8 protein-coding genes and 4 pseudogenes are annotated in these 17,000 nt (G+C 52.7%); 5 read left to right on the top strand and 7 right to left on the bottom strand.

What is annotated here, in order from left to right; genetic code table 11:
- Positions 1-879: 879 nt before the first annotated feature.
- Positions 880-2,886 carry a carboxypeptidase regulatory-like domain-containing protein gene (locus DU484_RS19475; RefSeq protein ID WP_187347778.1) on the bottom strand — a complete coding sequence of 669 codons (2,007 nt, stop codon included), beginning with the start codon at positions 2,884-2,886 and terminating at the stop codon, positions 880-882.
- 147 nt (positions 2,887-3,033) lie between these two features.
- Positions 3,034-6,486, bottom strand: a complete 3,453-nt coding sequence (locus DU484_RS07090; protein ID WP_157969522.1) for a hypothetical protein — start codon at positions 6,484-6,486, stop codon at positions 3,034-3,036.
- A gap of 350 nt (positions 6,487-6,836) precedes the next feature.
- Here DU484_RS07090 and DU484_RS07085 point away from each other — a divergent pair.
- Both DU484_RS07085 and DU484_RS07080 read left to right on the top strand, forming a co-directional pair.
- Positions 6,837-7,235, top strand: a pseudogene (locus DU484_RS07085) (DDE-type integrase/transposase/recombinase); the annotation flags it as partial.
- Between the two features lie 164 nt (positions 7,236-7,399).
- The gene (locus DU484_RS07080; RefSeq protein WP_114605497.1) at positions 7,400-8,524 is read left to right on the top strand and encodes a hypothetical protein; all 1,125 of its coding nucleotides are present in this window, start codon (positions 7,400-7,402) and stop codon (positions 8,522-8,524) included.
- A 184-nt stretch (positions 8,525-8,708) separates the two neighbouring features.
- Here the strand turns inward: DU484_RS07080 and DU484_RS07075 are convergent, their stop codons facing one another.
- Positions 8,709-9,032, bottom strand: a complete 324-nt coding sequence (locus DU484_RS07075) for a HalOD1 output domain-containing protein (RefSeq protein WP_114605496.1) — start codon at positions 9,030-9,032, stop codon at positions 8,709-8,711.
- 238 nt (positions 9,033-9,270) lie between these two features.
- Here DU484_RS07075 and DU484_RS07070 point away from each other — a divergent pair, with 238 nt between their 5' ends.
- Entirely contained in the window at positions 9,271-10,527 is a 1,257-nt protein-coding gene (locus DU484_RS07070) for an RNA-guided endonuclease InsQ/TnpB family protein (protein ID WP_114606731.1), read from the top strand.
- A gap of 113 nt (positions 10,528-10,640) precedes the next feature.
- Here the strand turns inward: DU484_RS07070 and DU484_RS19470 are convergent, their stop codons facing one another.
- Together DU484_RS19470 and DU484_RS20700 are read right to left on the bottom strand one after the other, a co-directional pair.
- A complete protein-coding gene (locus DU484_RS19470) occupies positions 10,641-12,182 on the bottom strand; it encodes a hypothetical protein (protein ID WP_157969521.1) in 1,542 nt (513 codons plus the stop codon).
- Positions 12,183-12,245: 63 nt separating this feature from the next.
- Positions 12,246-12,431, bottom strand: a pseudogene (locus DU484_RS20700) (RNA-guided endonuclease TnpB family protein); the annotation flags it as partial.
- A 152-nt stretch (positions 12,432-12,583) separates the two neighbouring features.
- Between DU484_RS20700 and DU484_RS07055 the strand changes: the two are divergent.
- On the top strand, positions 12,584-13,900 hold the full coding sequence (locus DU484_RS07055) for an RNA-guided endonuclease InsQ/TnpB family protein (protein WP_262342884.1): 1,317 nt from the start codon (positions 12,584-12,586) through the stop codon (positions 13,898-13,900).
- Positions 13,901-14,696: 796 nt separating this feature from the next.
- Here DU484_RS07055 and DU484_RS20335 read toward each other — a convergent pair.
- Positions 14,697-15,110: pseudogene (locus DU484_RS20335) on the bottom strand (zinc ribbon domain-containing protein); the annotation flags it as partial.
- Between the two features lie 350 nt (positions 15,111-15,460).
- Positions 15,461-16,150: a DUF4352 domain-containing protein gene (locus DU484_RS07040; protein WP_157969276.1), complete on the bottom strand. Its 690-nt coding sequence runs from the start codon at positions 16,148-16,150 to the stop codon at positions 15,461-15,463.
- 178 nt (positions 16,151-16,328) lie between these two features.
- On the opposite strand from DU484_RS07040, the pseudogene DU484_RS07035 reads away from it, so the two are divergent.
- Positions 16,329-16,968 (top strand): annotated as a pseudogene (locus DU484_RS07035) (IS6 family transposase).
- The last annotated feature ends 32 nt before the right edge of the window (positions 16,969-17,000 follow it).

Genomic DNA, 17,000 nt, shown 5'->3' with positions numbered 1-17,000 from the left:
TGTTATTTCCTCCGGCTGAGAAGGAGAGACAGCCAAAACGAAGGCTGAAGAAAATGCCTCAGGGCCGTTGCAGTTAGTGGCTGATTGTATGCACTCGTCAAGCGATTCGACGTGAACATCCATGTCAAACTATCGGAACCGATACTGACGACGAGGCAGACGTGGTTTTCAACATCGGCGGGATCCGCGAGGTGAAGGAGCAGTCGAGACAGCTGACGAAGCGCAAAAGTCTGATGTAGAGATATGAACGCACAGACACGCATCATTACTTCCTCACCCCCGAAGTGTAGACCACCCCTGTTCTGACTGTAGGCTGACGCCTATCTGACGGGGTTTTAGAATACTGACTGGTATACCACCCGTGCCCGGTTACGGGCACATGCATTCGGAGCAGCCGACACCACTGGTTCCCGCACGCGGTCTGTTCAATCAAGCCTTCTTCCACGTTTGCGTGTTACTACAGTATCGCCACTATCGAAGTGTAGCTGAATTCCGCTCCGTTTCGACTGCACGCTGACGTATGTCTGACGCGCATTTATTGTAGCGGCGGTCTGAGTCCAGGTTGCCCCGCTACGGCACCCCGAATCCCGGCCTATAGGCCGCTTCCCACCCCATCCGCGGCCTGTTCGATCACTCAACCCCAGCCCTCCATTTCCGTGATACGATAGCTGTCGCTACACACCCCTCTGTGCGAGATGTACTCTGTGATGCTAGAAATCCCCTAAAGAGGGGGGATACGAATCGCCCATTCCCGAGTGAATGGGTACCGCGCTACCAGTCAAGCATATACATGCGGCAATCAATCTTAGCTGTTGCTATCAAGGCAACTGGAGACACCCCGCCTGATACCTACTGTTAATCTACTAACGCCGGTACGGCTTACCCAGCATTATATGCTGCAATCACTTCCAAGACATCGATAAACTCCACCTGGACACCATTGTATGTCCTTCCAGTATTATAAGCATCAATCACTTGTAATACGTCAACAAAATCAGGCTCGCCCGGCTTCGTGGGAAGACCAGCTTCTGAGATCTCTGTGAGAACAAGGTTGGCAGAACTTGTTTTATTCTTAGAGACATTGACGATGGCGGAACTACGGTCGTATCCATCTGCGGTTGCTTCTATTTGATATTCGTTATTAGCTGCGACCTCAATTGTATATTCTCCCTCTGATCCCGTCTCCGTTCGAGCTACTGTCTCTCCTGTATCCAAATTTACCGCCTTTATTTCAGCCTCTTCAATCGGAGTTCCATTCTCATCATAAACTAAACCGTGAATGGATTCCCTTTTACCTTGTTCAATAGTTAATTGTTCATCGTATATCTGGACATTTTCATATAAATCATACTCATTAATTTCGTCATCTGGATCTACAATCACGCCGACGTAGTAATCTCCTGATGGACGATCAACGGACACGTTCGCAGATACCGTTACACGTTGATTAGGAGCGAGCGAGCAGACCGTAGCATTGGCTAATTCAGGATCATCAGCTGTGATTTCAGAATCAGATGAAACGCGAAATGAGACCGCAAAGCATCCTGTTGTTTTTGGGCCTTTATTTTTAACCACTTGTCGTAGTTTTAATATATCATTGCCAGCTGTGATTGTTGACGGCGAATATCCTTTGACATCTATATTGTCGGATTCGATAGGGTCCAAAACAGCCAACTCTGGTCTATTGTCTACTTTGATTATTTCATTACCCCGTTTAATCCAAGAGCCGAGGTCATCAAATCGGTCGTGAGTAATGCGGGTCCCAACGTTGGGTCTGTTTGGACTTATGAAACCGTGGCTGATGATCGATAGAATATAAGCACCATCGGTTGAATTGTTCAGCTCTCTATACTGCCATACAGGGCCCCCGCTTTGACCCGCAGTAGTGATCATCCAATATTCATGGCCTAAACATGACTGAGAGACCCTACAATAGGTCACCCCCGCTCCAGAATCAACATGATCCCACATAGTTAGGCTTGGGATGGAGTTAGATGGCGGAACCGCCGGGAACCCCGTTGCGTGAGCGGAAGTGCGGTACACACTACTGTTTGCATCAGCTGTTGTATAACCAAATCCGCCCGTTAGATCGCCGATATCCCGGTCAAGCGTTAATAGCGCCATATCGTATCTGTAATCACGATTATTACTCCATTCAGAATATGTCTGCGCGTATTCAACTTTTGCAATCCCAAACGGTTGTTTATATTGATCGGGGGAGTTCGCACCCGGTATAACAACAATATCCTTTGCCCATCCAATGGAGTTTCCTTGTTCGCCGTATAGATACGCGCAGTGGCCTGCTGTCAGTACGTGATTATCGTCAACTAGTGATCCAGAACAAAAATAATCATATATACCATTGCCATCAGCATCAATACGGAGTAAAACTATCCCACTCCAAGGATATTTTTGGGTGTTTCTAATCAAATTTCTGACGCCGTCAGGAGCTGTACTAGCGTCTTTTGGTTGTAAATTGGCCTCATTCTCGCCGGAATTGTTGACAGTTGCTGCCCCGAAATCTGCCCCTGCATATCGTGTTGAATTGTTAGTTGATCCCGTTCGGAATAGAGTGGTATTATTCTGCGATTCACGGTCGGTTTGGTTTGTTCTTAGATTGTATGAATGAACACCGCTTCCATTGTCAGTCGCATTTTTTGTTCCGTTCCGGGGAGGAATCGGAGCAGGTGGAAGAGTCCTATTGTCCTCTTCTATACTTTCGTCACTAATATTTCTGTCACGTCTATTTTTTGCATTTTCTGAATCATATCGCACATGTGGTTCGTTTTTTATGAAGTCTGTTTTTTCTTTCTGTATTTTTGATGTATGCTGAGATTTCGGCTCAAGCGTAGCAGAGGTATACCCAGAAACAGGGGGCGCAAGCACTACCGCAGTCAAACAGAGGACGGTAATGATAGTATGCCGACGCACGAATTCCGTTTCACGTCGTCTGTATAAATTTCATCTGGTATGTTTGCATACTGATTGATCGTGCTCAGAGAATTAGAGATATAAAAGCAATCTGAATGTCATTCAGCTAGCGTTGTACGCGCGGATTACCTCCAAGACATCAACAAATTCCACTTGGACACCATTGTACGTCTCGCCCGTATTATAGGCGTTAATAACCTGCAGTACGTCTCTGAAATCGGGTTCTCCCGGTTCGGTCGGGAGAGCACCCGAGATCTTGATTTCCACACCGACGACAATGGTCTCGGCGTTTGAGGACGTTATCTCAATCTCACCACTATGGGTTCCGACGCTCGCGTCTTCTCCAGTTGAGATGGTCACCTCCACGGGTGTCGAGTCGGAAAGTTGGAAATTATTGTCATCGAAGCTAATATTATCCGAGCTAATAACACTAGCGTCATCAGTGTGCGTTAAATCGGTTGCCGACAGCGAGACATCCTCGGCAGCATTATCGCCATTCACCTCTTCAAGATAGAGCCGGAAACTGACTGAATCGCCGCGCGATATTCCCGCATCCGTCGATAGCGTCGATGGTGTGACTGATAACTCTGGTGGGAGCTCTGGAACCTCAATCTTCTCCAGTTTGAACTGTGATTGGACTGTTGCAGCCTTTGCCGAAATTCCTGCCTGATCCTCCTCAGTCTCCTCTTCACGGTTCTCCTCTGACGAGTCGCTTGTCCCGTTGTAACTGTTGGATGTCGCACTGAACTCCTCAATGCCTGTTCCGATTTGGGGTGCGTGTACCTCCACTGTGTACTGCTCGGTGTTGTTCGTCGGGAAAGAAATCCACTCACTACCAGTCTCGCTGGTGGTTTGCCCTGAATATGTGGCACCGGTGATTTCGTTTTTAACGGTGTCAGCTTGGTAATTGTAACCAACTTCGTTTCCTTGTTCGTCGGACAGGAGTAGGTGAGATGTGTAATTGTCGAACGAGAGATCAAGCGTCGTCCGATTGGTTCCTGGGGCTGGTGCGTACGTGTACTGCTTGGTTGTTCCAGATTCTACGGACGTTTCGGATACCGCTTCTATACTGACGGATTCAGAGACATTGAAAGAGTCTCGCTGTCGGTCCACGTCAATCGCTTTATAATCTAGCGCACAGACACTGACCGGAATCGCATCACCGGGATCGGGAATGTTACCAGACGGAGAGATTCCCAGCGAGACAGCCATCTCTCCGGAAAGGAATCCCTTGTCAGTTGGAACTTGATAGGTGACATCATAGGTCTGAGAATCACCCGGCAGGAGGGATTCTCTTGGTCCCTCGATAGACGCTTTATACGCGGACCCAAATTTATCGCGACTGTTCCTGAGTTGATAATCAATCTCAAATGTTGGTTTGAATGAAACGTCACCAACATTTGTGATTTCGATTGAACCGCTCGCTTCCCCGTTCGTCGGGGCACTGAAGTTGAGCCAATCTCCGACGACCGGGAGATTATCAATAAATTGCTTGATACCGTTTATGAAGGTGTCAAGCCGGTCAATATCTGATGTCTCGTTGATATCAGGGAGATTCAAGTTCGAGATCTCGGCGTCCGCTTGACGCGCGAACTGTGACTGAATGAAGAGTTCGGCACTACTGAGACCGGTATCAACTGCACCCGCCTTCGCCCCTGCTATAAATTGCGCAGACAGGAAACTGGTAATAGCTGCCTTGGGGTCAACAGTTTCCTGAGTCTCTACTCCTTCCCCCAGCTGCGATATTGACCCGGCAAGATTGATGCCAGTCATAAATGAAGAGAGAGCAGCATTATCATGTCTACTTACCGATAAGTCTACCCATTCGAACTCAACTCCTTTGGCCTGAGCGATTGCGCCACTGGTGCTACACTTGGATGCCAGGTACCCGCCTGCGTACGACACTATGCCTGCAGCTGCTGTCGCGAGGAGGATGGTGGAAGTGATTGCGATCTGCGGCTCTAACTCGCCATCCTGTTCCTCAACGGCATTCGGGTCAATCTGTTGTACTTGTACTTCCTTGGTATTGGGATCGAAATTATTTGTGATCTCTTCGGCTGCTTTCTCTTTGCTGGCTATGAATTGATTTCCACGAGTTTCTAACCGTGACGCTTTCTGTGAGATTCCCGTTGCAATCTGTTGAATTTCTGCCTGCGTGAGGGTTCTATTCTCAGTCAATTTGTCGTATACTTGGGTCGCAAGGTTCCAGTTCTCGTCAAGTAACTCCCCCAGTGGCTTCCCCTCATCAAAACTGATGTAATTCTCTTGGTTCGGATGAGTTCCCATATAGTATTGTGCCCCAATTCGTTTGCGTTCCTCGGATGTCTGGGCACTGGCCATTTCGGCAAACATGTCATCGTAGAATTCATAGAGAATGTTCGCATCGCTCTGACTGTACTCAATATTTCCTTGTTCTCGAGCCATATTCAAGGCCGATTTTCCTAACTCACGGGTGCTGTCTCGTACCTCCTCTTCAGATAGCTCGCCAGCTTTGAACCCCCAGTACGCAGTCAATCGGTCAGCATAGGTGTCGCCGAACTCCTCGTAGAGCTTTGCTTCATGATGCCCTTGCCCCTCAAATTCTCCCCTCAGCAGGTCTTTGTAGGCTTGTTCGAACGAATCCAGCGCACTCATTAGCGGGGCAGGGTCAGTCCCGCCTCCACCAACCGGACAAGTCCCAGACTCAACTTCGAAAGCCCGATACTTGTTTTCATATGCATCCTTGATCAGAAGCGCTTCGGAGGGCGCATAAGTAGCGGGGTCGCACGTTATACCCTCGACCCGATAATCTACGTCTGTGAAGGTTGTAACGTTCTCTCCATTGTCTGCGAAAACACGAACTACCTTATTTACATCACCTCCTCCTTCCCTCGCATTATCTCCGAGGTAGAGCGTCGGCCGACCGTTCTTTTTTGCCCCGACCGCAACGCCACTGATGTATTCAAACTCATCGCCAGCATCGTTAACTTTAGGTATTATTTGCTGCTCCTGGCTCCCGTCTGTTCCAAATTTCCAGACTGCACCGCTGTTATCGTAGCTCCACCAAAGAGAGTCGTCATTTCCGTCGTATGCGAATCCGTCAGCTGGCCAGCCACGTTTGTCAGGTGAGAGCGTGAACTGCAAATCCATGCTAGCAACACCCCCCGAGATGGAGGGAGAACCCAGATCAACGAGCCAAAACTTACCGTCCTCTCCGAGCGTGGCCCAGAGCTTTTCGCGAGTGTGATCCCATTCGATCCCACTGATCTGTTCGGGCAAACTCTTCGTAGCGATTGGGGTTGCGGATCCATCTCCTTCAGCTGGCGGTTCGTAAATATCGATTTGGTTTGATTGGAATCCCTCTACCACGATCACGTGATCTCCAGTGAATGTTATGCCGACGCCGCTATTTCCTGTGTTCGGTAGGTCTACCGTGCCAAGTGTGTCTCCCAGAACTGCAGCGCTTCTTTCTGGCAAGAATCCGAGGGTTCCGGCTCCGATACTTCCGGCAGCTAGCGCATTAAGTACGGTTCTCCGTGAAACGAAATTGTCGTTTCCTGTCTTATCAAAATTCATTCTTTGTTATTGAGCACCCATATTTCAAATGGAATAACTTTTGCAAGGGGGTTCTTATTATGTCCCGTGGTATTAGATCTCTTACCAAGGGATAGTTCGCACAATTATCGGATACAACTTAATATTTTTGTCGTGTTACATAGTTATCTACCGCCAGTGATGCCAATTCGAGTTATCTGATTTCGTTAAATTATGCTTGCAACATAGTCGATCATTCTCCGCTCCGGCCGGCCCCTGCGGATGCCAGCAGTCACTCATCCGAAGTTTCAGAAATCCTTATAGAGGGGCTACAAATCAGCCATTCGGCACCGTCTAGTTAAGGAATGAACAGGTCGAAGAGCTAGTGATTCATGCTACTCTCAGACCTGCTCAAGGAAAGTTTGGACACCGCTACGCTTGAATGTTGGCAGCGGGAGCGGACGGCGACGCCCGTCAGGGCGTTCGCCGTCCGGCTCCATGCGGCCGGTCTTTCTCTCCGAGAAACAGAAGCGATTCTTCGACTTCTCGGCGTAGATCGCTCGTTTCAAGCGATCTGACAGTGGGTGCATCGACTCTCTGACAGCCTGCCAGACCCGCCGAAGGCGAAGCCGAGGCGGGTGGCGGTCGACGAGACGGCTGTCAAAATAAATGGAGAGCAGTCATCGTTGTACGCTGCAATAGACCTCGATACGAAGCTGATCTTGGACGTCGCGTTGTTCAAACGTCACGGTACCGATCCGGCGGCTGCGTTCCTTCATGGACTCACCGAGAATTGTCAGCGACATATATCGCTAGGGGAATCCAGTGGCTTGATGCATATGCGCCCTGTATTCAGCACGAATGCGACAAACTATCAGCGCCTGAGGATTTCAACAGAGCGTCTCAAGTAATTCTCCCCCGCACTATTTTCAGGCCACTTGACCATCCACAGAGCATGAGTGACCAATCGAGTGAGTCGCTCCACAGTGGCGTGTTTGACGGCACGGAAGTCAAGGTCACATCTAATCAGCCTCTTATCGAACCGTTTGCTGACGATCTGTGGCTTGATCGCTTGGCCCGCCGCATTGGGTTTGGCTGGCTTTCACGGCGCCTCCCGGGAAACCTTCCGCCTTCGTACCTGTTTGCAGTCATCTTAGTCGGGACGATCGTCCCGACGATTAATATCTATGCCTACCTCGCGGGTGATCCTGTTGTCTACATCGAAAACCCGCTGTTCGTCCTCCAACCGCTTGCCATCGTCGGCGGTGTGTTCGGCGCCCGGGCCCTCCGTCGACGCTATCACAGAGTCACCCAGGAAATGAATCTCGAAGAACGAGCGGATGACCCCGAGCCACTGCTCAACATCGTTCCAACTTGGTTACCATGGATCCTCTTTGCCGCTGCACTACTCCAGATTGGGGCGCGTGTGTGGGCCCTTGGTGGGTTTTCGGCTATTTACCGAGAAGGCGGATTGACGATGGTCGTGGGCTGGGGAATATTGAACCCACTTTGGTCCGTCCTTGCTGTTCAGTTCGTGGCGGTGTACCTTGCCATCGAAATCATCGCCCCGTGGCGATTATACAAGTCGGACATTGGGGTCGATTTCCTCGATCCGGAGGGCCTTGGTGGACTCCGGCCGATTGGTGAACTCGTCAAGCACGCATACTACTACATGGTCGCTGGACTGATCGCGTTCGCACTCGTCGTGTACGGGCCGATCGTTTCAGCAGCGAGTTGGGGCCCGACAGCTACCACTAGTCTCGTGTTCACAGTAATCTGGCTCGGGACCGTAGTGACAGTAGCGTTCGCCGTGTTCATCCTTCATCAGTTTATGCGTGAGGAGAAACGCCAGGAGTTACACCGTCTTGATCAGATGTTCCGAGAAACTGTCGACAACCCGTGGGACATCAAACGCTACAATGTCGACGAAAAAAAGCAAGCCTTTGTCAAGGAGTTACAACAACGAACCGAGACTGTAAGTGCAACACGCGAGTACCCAGCGACGTTCAGCATCTGGTCGCAACTCCTGATCAGTATCGTGCTCCCGAAAGCCGTCCAGTTGTTACTGGCAACGGTATAGGCATCGACACGCCGATCTCTGGGCACATTACACGCCCTATATTCAGCAACTGCTGAAAGAACTACCTCTCCGCTGTCAGAATCATCGTGACCGATACAGAGGATGTAGCTAGCAGAGCGTTACCGGTGGGACACAAGGTTTCCGAAAGCCGACCCGAGATTCGAACCGGTGTCCCAGATGAAGTTCAGAACAAAGGCGCCGATTCTCCCACCCCGGCAGGGTCACCGATAACGATAGACCCGTCACCGCGAACGAAGACGTTCCACCCCTGATAGTCGAAACAGACGACAAGGGTGGACCCAGCTTCAGCCCTGTCCTTTCCGATGAGTTGGTCTAGTGCAGTGGAATCCACGGACTCGTATATTGGAGGAAGTGATGTAGGATCAACGTCTTCGAGCTTCGCGATGGCTTCCACGATGGCGACCGACGGAGGTGTCTTCTCCAGTTCGGGATGTAACTCGCGGACTGGTGTACATTCAGCCGACAGCGCCAGGTTGGAACCGGCCATTACGGCCCGCAAGTTATCACCCTCTATTTGTAACTTTTTATAATTTGGTGGGAGAAGTGTAGTTCTGGTGCAATTCTGAATCATTAGTAAAAGGCAAGGAGAATACCCGCGTTTTTAGGCGCGGGATGAATCCGACACTCTGACCGGCAATCCACCGACGACATTCCAGCCGGATATTCTACACTCGGCCGTTGATTTTAATAATTATTCTCCCATAACATGTTAGGAAGTCAGTATGATGCTGGAGACAACCCGCACCTACGTCGCACGCATCACGAACCACCAACAGGTTCGTGACGACCTCGACCAGTGCGGGTTCTCTGCATCTAAACTGTGGAACGTCGGACGCTACTACATCCAAGGCCGGTGGGACGAAGATGGCGAGATACCCGATGAAGCCGAACTGAAATCGGAGTTGAAAGACCACGAACGCTACAGTGACCTGCATTCTCAGTCAAGTCAGCGAGTTCTCGAAGAACTTGCTGAGGCGTTCACCGGCTGGTACAACTCTGACGACGCCAACAACCCACCGGGCTACCGGAAACGTGGCGACCGACACCCTCGCTCCACCGTCACGTGGAAGAAACGAGCCATCAAGCACGACGACAAACATGGCCAACTTCGCCTCTCGAAAGGGTTCAACCTGAAAGAGAGTCGGTCTGACTTCATCCTTGCAGAGTACGAAACCCGTCCCGACGTAGAAGTCGAGAACATCCAGCAGGTGCGTGCCGTCTGGAACGGCGACGAGTGGGATCTACACCTCGTCTGCAAGAAAGAAATTCCAGTCGAAAACGCACCGGGTGACAAAATGGCGGGGATCGATCTCGGTATCAGCAACTACCTCACCATCGACTACGAAGATGGCACGAGCGAGCTGTATCCGGGGAACGTGCTGAAAGAGGACAAACACTACTTTACCCGCGAGGAGTACCAGACTGAAGGCGAGAACGGGCCGTCGAAGCGTGCGCGGAAGGCCCGGAAAAAGCTCTCTCGACGCAAAGACCACTTCCTCCACACCCTCTCGAACCACCTCGTTGAGAGGTGTGTCGAAGAAGGTGTGGGGAGGATTGCGGTTGGCGACCTTAGCGACATCCGCGAAGACGATAACGGTGACTCGCGGAACTGGGGTGGGTCGGGGAACAAAAAACTCCACGGATGGGAGTTCGACCGTTTTACCCGTCTCCTCGAATACAAAGCCGAAGAACACGGTATTCTCATTGACCGTGTGGACGAGGAGAACACGAGCAAGACGTGTTCGTGTTGCGGACAGATTCGGGATAGCAACCGAGTGGAGCGCGGTCTATACGTCTGTTCGTCGTGCGAAACGACGATGAACGCAGACGTGAACGGCGCGGTGAATATTCGCAGAAAGATAACTCAGAGTCCCCCGACGGGGGATATGAGTAACGGCTGTTTGGCACAGCCCGGAGTCTTCCTGTTCGACCGCGAGAGCGGGTCGTTCAATACCAGAGAGCAGGGAGACTGCAAACCCTAATATCTCAACGCTTGAGATTCCTCCGGCTTTAGCCGGAGGAGGATGTCAAACTAGGCGCCGAATCCAGTCGAAAGTTGAGGTGGTTAGATTTTCTCGACAGCTCAGTCAAGGTTCTACTGACTCCCCAGGTGTTTGGCCATGAGCTGTTCGAACGCCTCCGAGAACCGATCACCGAGCCGAGTGGGAACCGTTATTTGAGACTCTTCATTATTGCTCGTCCAAAGCTGCTGCCACGTGGTGATAAATTGGTCCGCGTGTGAGGGGTACTGGTACAAATAAACCGGTGGTAGACAACTATTCGCTTCTCGCCGCCCCAGCGGCGCACCTAGTGTTCGAAGAATACGGCCTAAGAGCGCGCCGTGTTCAGCGGGACGCATTTCTGTTGAGCGCTTGGTGTTGTCCTCTCGGCGAACGACGTGGAACGGGATACCGAGATCGTCGCCGATATCTTCCAACACCACCTGTTCGGCCGCTGATTCAATTGGAAAAATCGGATAATGGGTATCGGGTCGAACAGAACCCCGTCGCATGATCCAGGCGAGTAGGGCGGTTAGCCCTGACGCAATCTCGCTTTCCGGTGCTGGCATTATCCAGCCTAAGTCGTGAGCGGTGGTGATCGCTCTCTGGGCATATGGTTTCTGCCCTCGGCGCCAGCTTTGAACCATCGCTTCGGAAAGGTCTGGATATTGATCGGCGAGCGCCGCTCGAGACTGGTCACTCTCGACCACGGTAGTATATAGTTGCACGGAGCGGTAGCCTCCGGGTGTTTGTGTCCGGCGGTACGTTGATGCGAGCGCTCGCTCCGTGGGCGGTGTCAGTGACCCAAATGCGATCTTCGTAGCAAGAGCGGGTTGGAATGGCTCGGTTTCGGCGAGATCACGCATTGACTGAGAAGATACCCAGACTCGCTGTTTCGCCCCAACCGTCCCTTTTCCGGAGGTGGTAGAATTAATAAGTGTTTGAATTTCGTGAGCGAACTGTTCGGAGGACAGTCCATGAACGTACGATCCTGCAGTCCCTGATGAATCAAGATCCTTCGCTCGATTCAGCACATACACCCGGGCAAAGTCTCGTTGATGCTCTTTGCTGACTGCATTGAGATAGGATGGCAGGGAGAGAGACTCTTGGTGTGCTTTGACGCCTCGCGGAGCACCAAGTACGTCGAGAACACGACCACACACTGACGCATCTTCACAAGGCTTGACCTCAAGCGCGTGGTGTGATTCCTTCGGGTTGCGAACTTGATATGGAATGTTTGCCCACTGCAGGAGTTGATGGAGTGCGGCGAGGCTAACATGATCATCAACTGAAAATACTGGAACGAACACCTCGTTCGCTAAGCCGCCGCCAGCAAACACCCAGGCGACAAGCTGATTGAATGCTCGGAAGCGTTCCGAGGTTGATTCGATATTGAGCCATCCTCGCTCGCGAGCAACTCGAAGTCCTTTCACGACCTGTGGGGTCTTCCCTTCAACTAACCACCCCCGAACGGCACTTGGCTTCCGTCCTACACGCCGCGCGATTTCGGCACGCGCTATATCCGGCTCTTCGGTACGGAGCTGCTTTGCCTCGCGAAACTGCGTGACCGTCTCCCAGCCTTGTTCAGGATCATACGTCTTGGCTAACTCTTTTTCCGAGACAAACCGAGATACCACAGTTGTATGATGGGACGCTATGCAGGATTACATCGATTTCGGTTAGTGATGTGAATGGTTGAGCTACCCACCCCTAAAGCGGTAGGATTCAGCGTGGACTCCCGCTCTAGTCTCATCTGAGGCAGGAGAATAGCTTCTCTTCGCGTTCAACCTCCCGCTGTTCAAGCGCACGCCCAAGGGTGCACCTCCGTCGCCGCCAGTTTGGTTGCGACGGAGGTACTGCAAGCTGATGGTTTTCGCCACATTATAAAGAGCAAGGAGAATACCCGCGCCTTTAGGCGCGGGATGAATCCGACTACTCCTACACCGTCCACCGTACAAACGCTCGGCAGGATATTCTGCGCCTGAATCCAAACTTTTACAACAGAAATTCACATAACCAGTTATGGAAGCGTTCCGCGTTGCACATCCACCGCACCTACCGAGCGAAAATCTTCAACCATAGCCAAGTGGCTGAGATGCTCGACCGGCACGGATGGAGTGCATCGAAGCTCTGGAACGTTGCAAACTACCACTCTCGACAAGAGTGGCATGAAACGGGCGAGATTCCCGACGATTCGGACTTGAAACGCGAGTTGAAGACTCATCCAAAATACAAAGGACTACATTCTCAGTCCAGTCAGCGCGTTCTGGAAGAACTCGCTGAAGCCTTCAACTCGTGGTACGGCAAACGCAAGAACGACTCTCGTTCGAACCCGCCCGGCTACCGCAAGAAAAACTACTACGACCAAGAAGGCCGTCGCGCCCACGAAGAACACCCCCGTAGCACGGTGGCGTGGAAGCAGAAAGGTATCCGTCACGACACCAAGAACAACCGCGTCCGACTGTCGAAAGGCGCGAATCACAAGGAACACCCCCGAGCATGGGAATACATCCTTGTCGAGTACGAAACGCGCCCCGGCGTCACCGTTGAGAACCTGCAACAGGTCAGGGCCGTCTACGACAAGGCAAAAGGACGCTGGGAACTTCATCTTGTATGCAAACACAAAGTGGATACTCCTGACGCGCCCGGTGATGAGACGGCGGGTGTTGACCTCGGTATCTGCAACTTCGCGGCTGTCGCGTACAGTACCGAGGAAGCCGACCTGTACCCCGGCAACCGCCTGAAGCAAGATGGGTACTACTTCCCGAAAGAAATGGCTAAGTGTGACGATTCAGGTGGCCAAGAAGCCACTCGTCTCCACGCGAAGTGGTCGGAGCGGCGCACCCACTTCTTCCACAGCCTCGCTAAACACATCGTTGAGCGATGTATCGAGAACGGTGTTGGGCGTATCAACATCGGAAAACTCGCTGGTGTCCGCGAAGACGAGGACGGCGACTCGAAGAACTGGGGTCGCCACGGCAACCTCGACCTGCACGGGTGGGCGTTCGACCGCTTCACTAAGATACTCACGTACAAAGCGAAAATCGAAGGGATTGAAGTCGTAGACGTGTCTGAACGCGACACGAGCAAAACGTGTTGCGTGTGCGGTAGGGAAGACGATAGCCAGCGCGTTGAACGTGGCTTGTACGTCTGTGAGTCGTGTGATTCGGCGTTCAACGCTGACGTGAATGGGGCGGAGAATGTCCGTCTCAACTTGAATCAAAGTAACTCCGAGTCTTCGACCAGTTTGGACGAGGATAGGAGTACCGGCTGGTTGGCACAGCCAGCAGTCTACCTTCACGACTTGTCCAGCGGATTCCAACCGCAGGCACAAGTGGTAGACTGCAAACCCTAATATCCCAATCCAGCGGTGCGGTGCCGTGGGATTCCCGCGTCTTCAGGCGCGAGAGGATGTCAAAAGTAGTTGACCTTAGGCGGGAGTCACGCCCAGGCGCCGCAGATCACCGCAATGTTGGACGACAGATGCGCGGGTACTCGAAAGCCTGCCCCCCTAAAGGCAGGCTGACAAAACATAACAGACTATAAGGTCTGTCTGGCAGTGATTGCTGCCATATCATATCTTGAGGGCCAAAATAATAAGTATTGATACCAAAGGCCTGAAATTCTGGTCTGATTTCGCCCGAAAACCCACAGCAGATGCTACTGTTTAGCTTCTGCGGTGAGGGCACTAAGCCCCTTCCTCCACGGAGCGGCCGAAGGGAGCGAAATAGGGAGGGATACAGCGCCCGCACGGTTCGCAAACACGTTCTCCGTCATGCTTACCACCCCCACGGTCGAAAGGGGTTGTAAGATACTCATCACGCCTCCGACGGTGTTCAAACGCGACAAGAAGCGTGCGTCGTCGATTGTGGCCGAGTGTCGAATTGGTAGGAGTGGGACACTCCGAACCGCCCGTGAAGGGAAATCGCCTGCGGAGTCTGGAACCGCTGTGTCCACGCCGGATGCAAGTTCCGACACAGAAACAGGAAGCCCCGACCTCAACAAGCGAGGGCCGAGTAGGCCCGAGCGCGGGAGGTCGGGGTAGGTCACAGAGTTCTAGCCAACTTACCGTGTGCTAGTTTAAAGTCAACAAGCAGAATTGGCATTCTCCCCGCCCTAAAACGCGAGGATGCCTCCGTTAGGGGGTTCAGCTACCGACCTACGGAGGCAACTGGCGGGTTCGTGCGCACTTCTTTGGAGGTGAGCGCGGAGACACTGATCATCGGTACTCGTCCCACTCAAATCGCACAGGCTGTGCCATCGACCTGATTTTGCAATCACTGTGTTCCCGAAGGAACGTCTCCGACGCCGTGAGGTCGGCGTGTCCCTCGAACCACACGGACACGTCAGCGTATCTCCGCGACGACTCATCTTCTCGCGGTAGCCACACTCGGGGCACGTCTGATTCGTCCACGCTTCGGGCGGACTTCGACATCGATGCCGTACTCCTCGGCGGTACACGCCAACCAGTCGATGAACGCGCGGAACGTCCGGAAGTGGCACATCTTCTCATTCACCCTAACCTACCAGTGCGTTTCCAGCACGTCGGTCAAGTCGCAGGTGTACGGGTCGGACAGCTCAAAGATCGCGTTGAAACCCCGCTCATGCCATCTACGGCGGTTGAATACGGTTCCGGTGTACGAATAACTCGTGTGCGGTTCAGCAAGATCACGCTGCCCGGAATGCGAGTGTGAACGTGGCGTGGGGAGCGTGGGCGAAACACGCAGGAATCGACGTTGAGTCGGTTAATTACCGGAGTCGCAAAACCCAACCAAGTGTTCGGAAGGTGAGCCTATCTGGGTCGGGGTGTTCCGTAAACCACCCATCCTCATCCCGCGAAATCGCTTCGCGTGGAGTGCTATCGGCGTAGGCTGAGGAAATTAGAAAAGCCACGGGTCTCCCGACCCGTGGTCGTTTACGTCAGCGAACTCTGAAGTTCCTGGATCTCGGAGGCGAGGCCGACGGGTACGTAGTGGGTCTCGCCCGAGTCGCCGGTCGGGGTGACTCGAATCCAGTAGTTTCGGTCGGGATCTACGTCGAACACGACGGCGCCGGTCTTGGTGTTGCCTGAGAGGACGGTCGCCGTGCCAATCGGTTCGATGTCGATCCGGTCGTCGTTGCCGATCTGTGGCGTCGCCCCATCGTCGAGATAGAGGATCTGCTCCTCGTTCCAGACGAGGAAGTTGTTGTTCGGGAACGAGAGTGCGGAGTCCCGCGGGTTGGTCAGGTCGAGAACGACGATCAAGTACGTGCCGTTAGCGGTGGAGTTGTTCGCGCTGCTGCCGACCCGGTCGGCGCGGAAAAAGTCGACGATCCGGTAGCCGATGGCCTCGTTGTCGCTGCCGACGGTGAACGACTCCCCGACGTCATGGGTCGGCCCGTCGAGACTGGACGCCGCCTCGGTGGCGGTCGGTGCCTCTGTTTCGGTCGCCGTCGGCTCCGGCGTCTCCGTCTCGGTGGCGGTCGGCGCCTCGGTTTCCGTCGTCGTCGGGTCCGCCGCCTCCGTTCCCGTCGGCGTCGCGTCTCCGCCACCGCCACCGCTACAGCCAGCGAGCATCCCTGTGAGAACCGTCCCGCACGCTGTCAACACGTTTCGACGTTCCATAGGGTGGTTACGTGTGAGTAAGGGTAAAGAAGTTGGTGTCTGATTCGACCGGCTAGCGGCGTGTAACCGGAACCGGTTCACCAGTGACAGCCTCGCCCGGCCTAAAAGGTGGGGCTTCCTACAAGCTTTGTGTTTAGTTAACGATGAAGAGTGAGGCGAGTGAATTTCTTGCTGGTCTATGGCAGAAATCACACGCCTCAGCGGGCATAACGACTGGATTGATTTGGATTTTGTGGAGCGAGAGCGGACACCCGAGCCGGCGATGAAGCTCGGTATTCAGATGCATCTGGCTGGACTATCACTTTCGAATACCATCTCTGCTCTTGACAGTTTGGGTGTCGAACGTTCTCGGAAAGCGGTTCACGATTGGGTCCAGAAGGCCGATCTACAGCCGGTCAGCGGAAGGGCTTCGAATCAGGTTGCGGTTGACGAAACGGTGATTCGAATCAACGATCAGCAGTTCTGGCTGTACGCCGCCGCCGCGGATCCACAGACGAACGAATTACTCCATTTACGGCTGTTTTCGATCACTACAACCGCTCTTACTGAACTCTTTTCTCAACGAACTGCGGGAGAAACACGATGTCGAATCCGCCCTATTTCTCGTCGATGGCGCCAAACATCTCCAAACTGCACTCGACCGAGCAGGGCTCCGATTTCAGACAGAACGCCACGGAAATCGGAATGCCATCGAACGTATCTTTAGAGAAGTAAAACGACGAACCTCTTCGTTTTCAAACGGTTTTAGTCACGTCGAACCAACAACAGCTGAAAACTGGTTGCAGAGTTTCGCTCGCTGGCACAATGCTCCAAACTAAACACGAAGACCGATTCTCTCCATAGCATGAAG

Source organism: Haloplanus rubicundus (genome assembly GCF_003342675.1).
Taxonomy (GTDB): domain Archaea; phylum Halobacteriota; class Halobacteria; order Halobacteriales; family Haloferacaceae; genus Haloplanus; species Haloplanus rubicundus.
The sequence above is the reverse complement of the archived record's forward strand: the minus strand, read 5'-3'. Positions and strand labels throughout refer to the sequence as shown.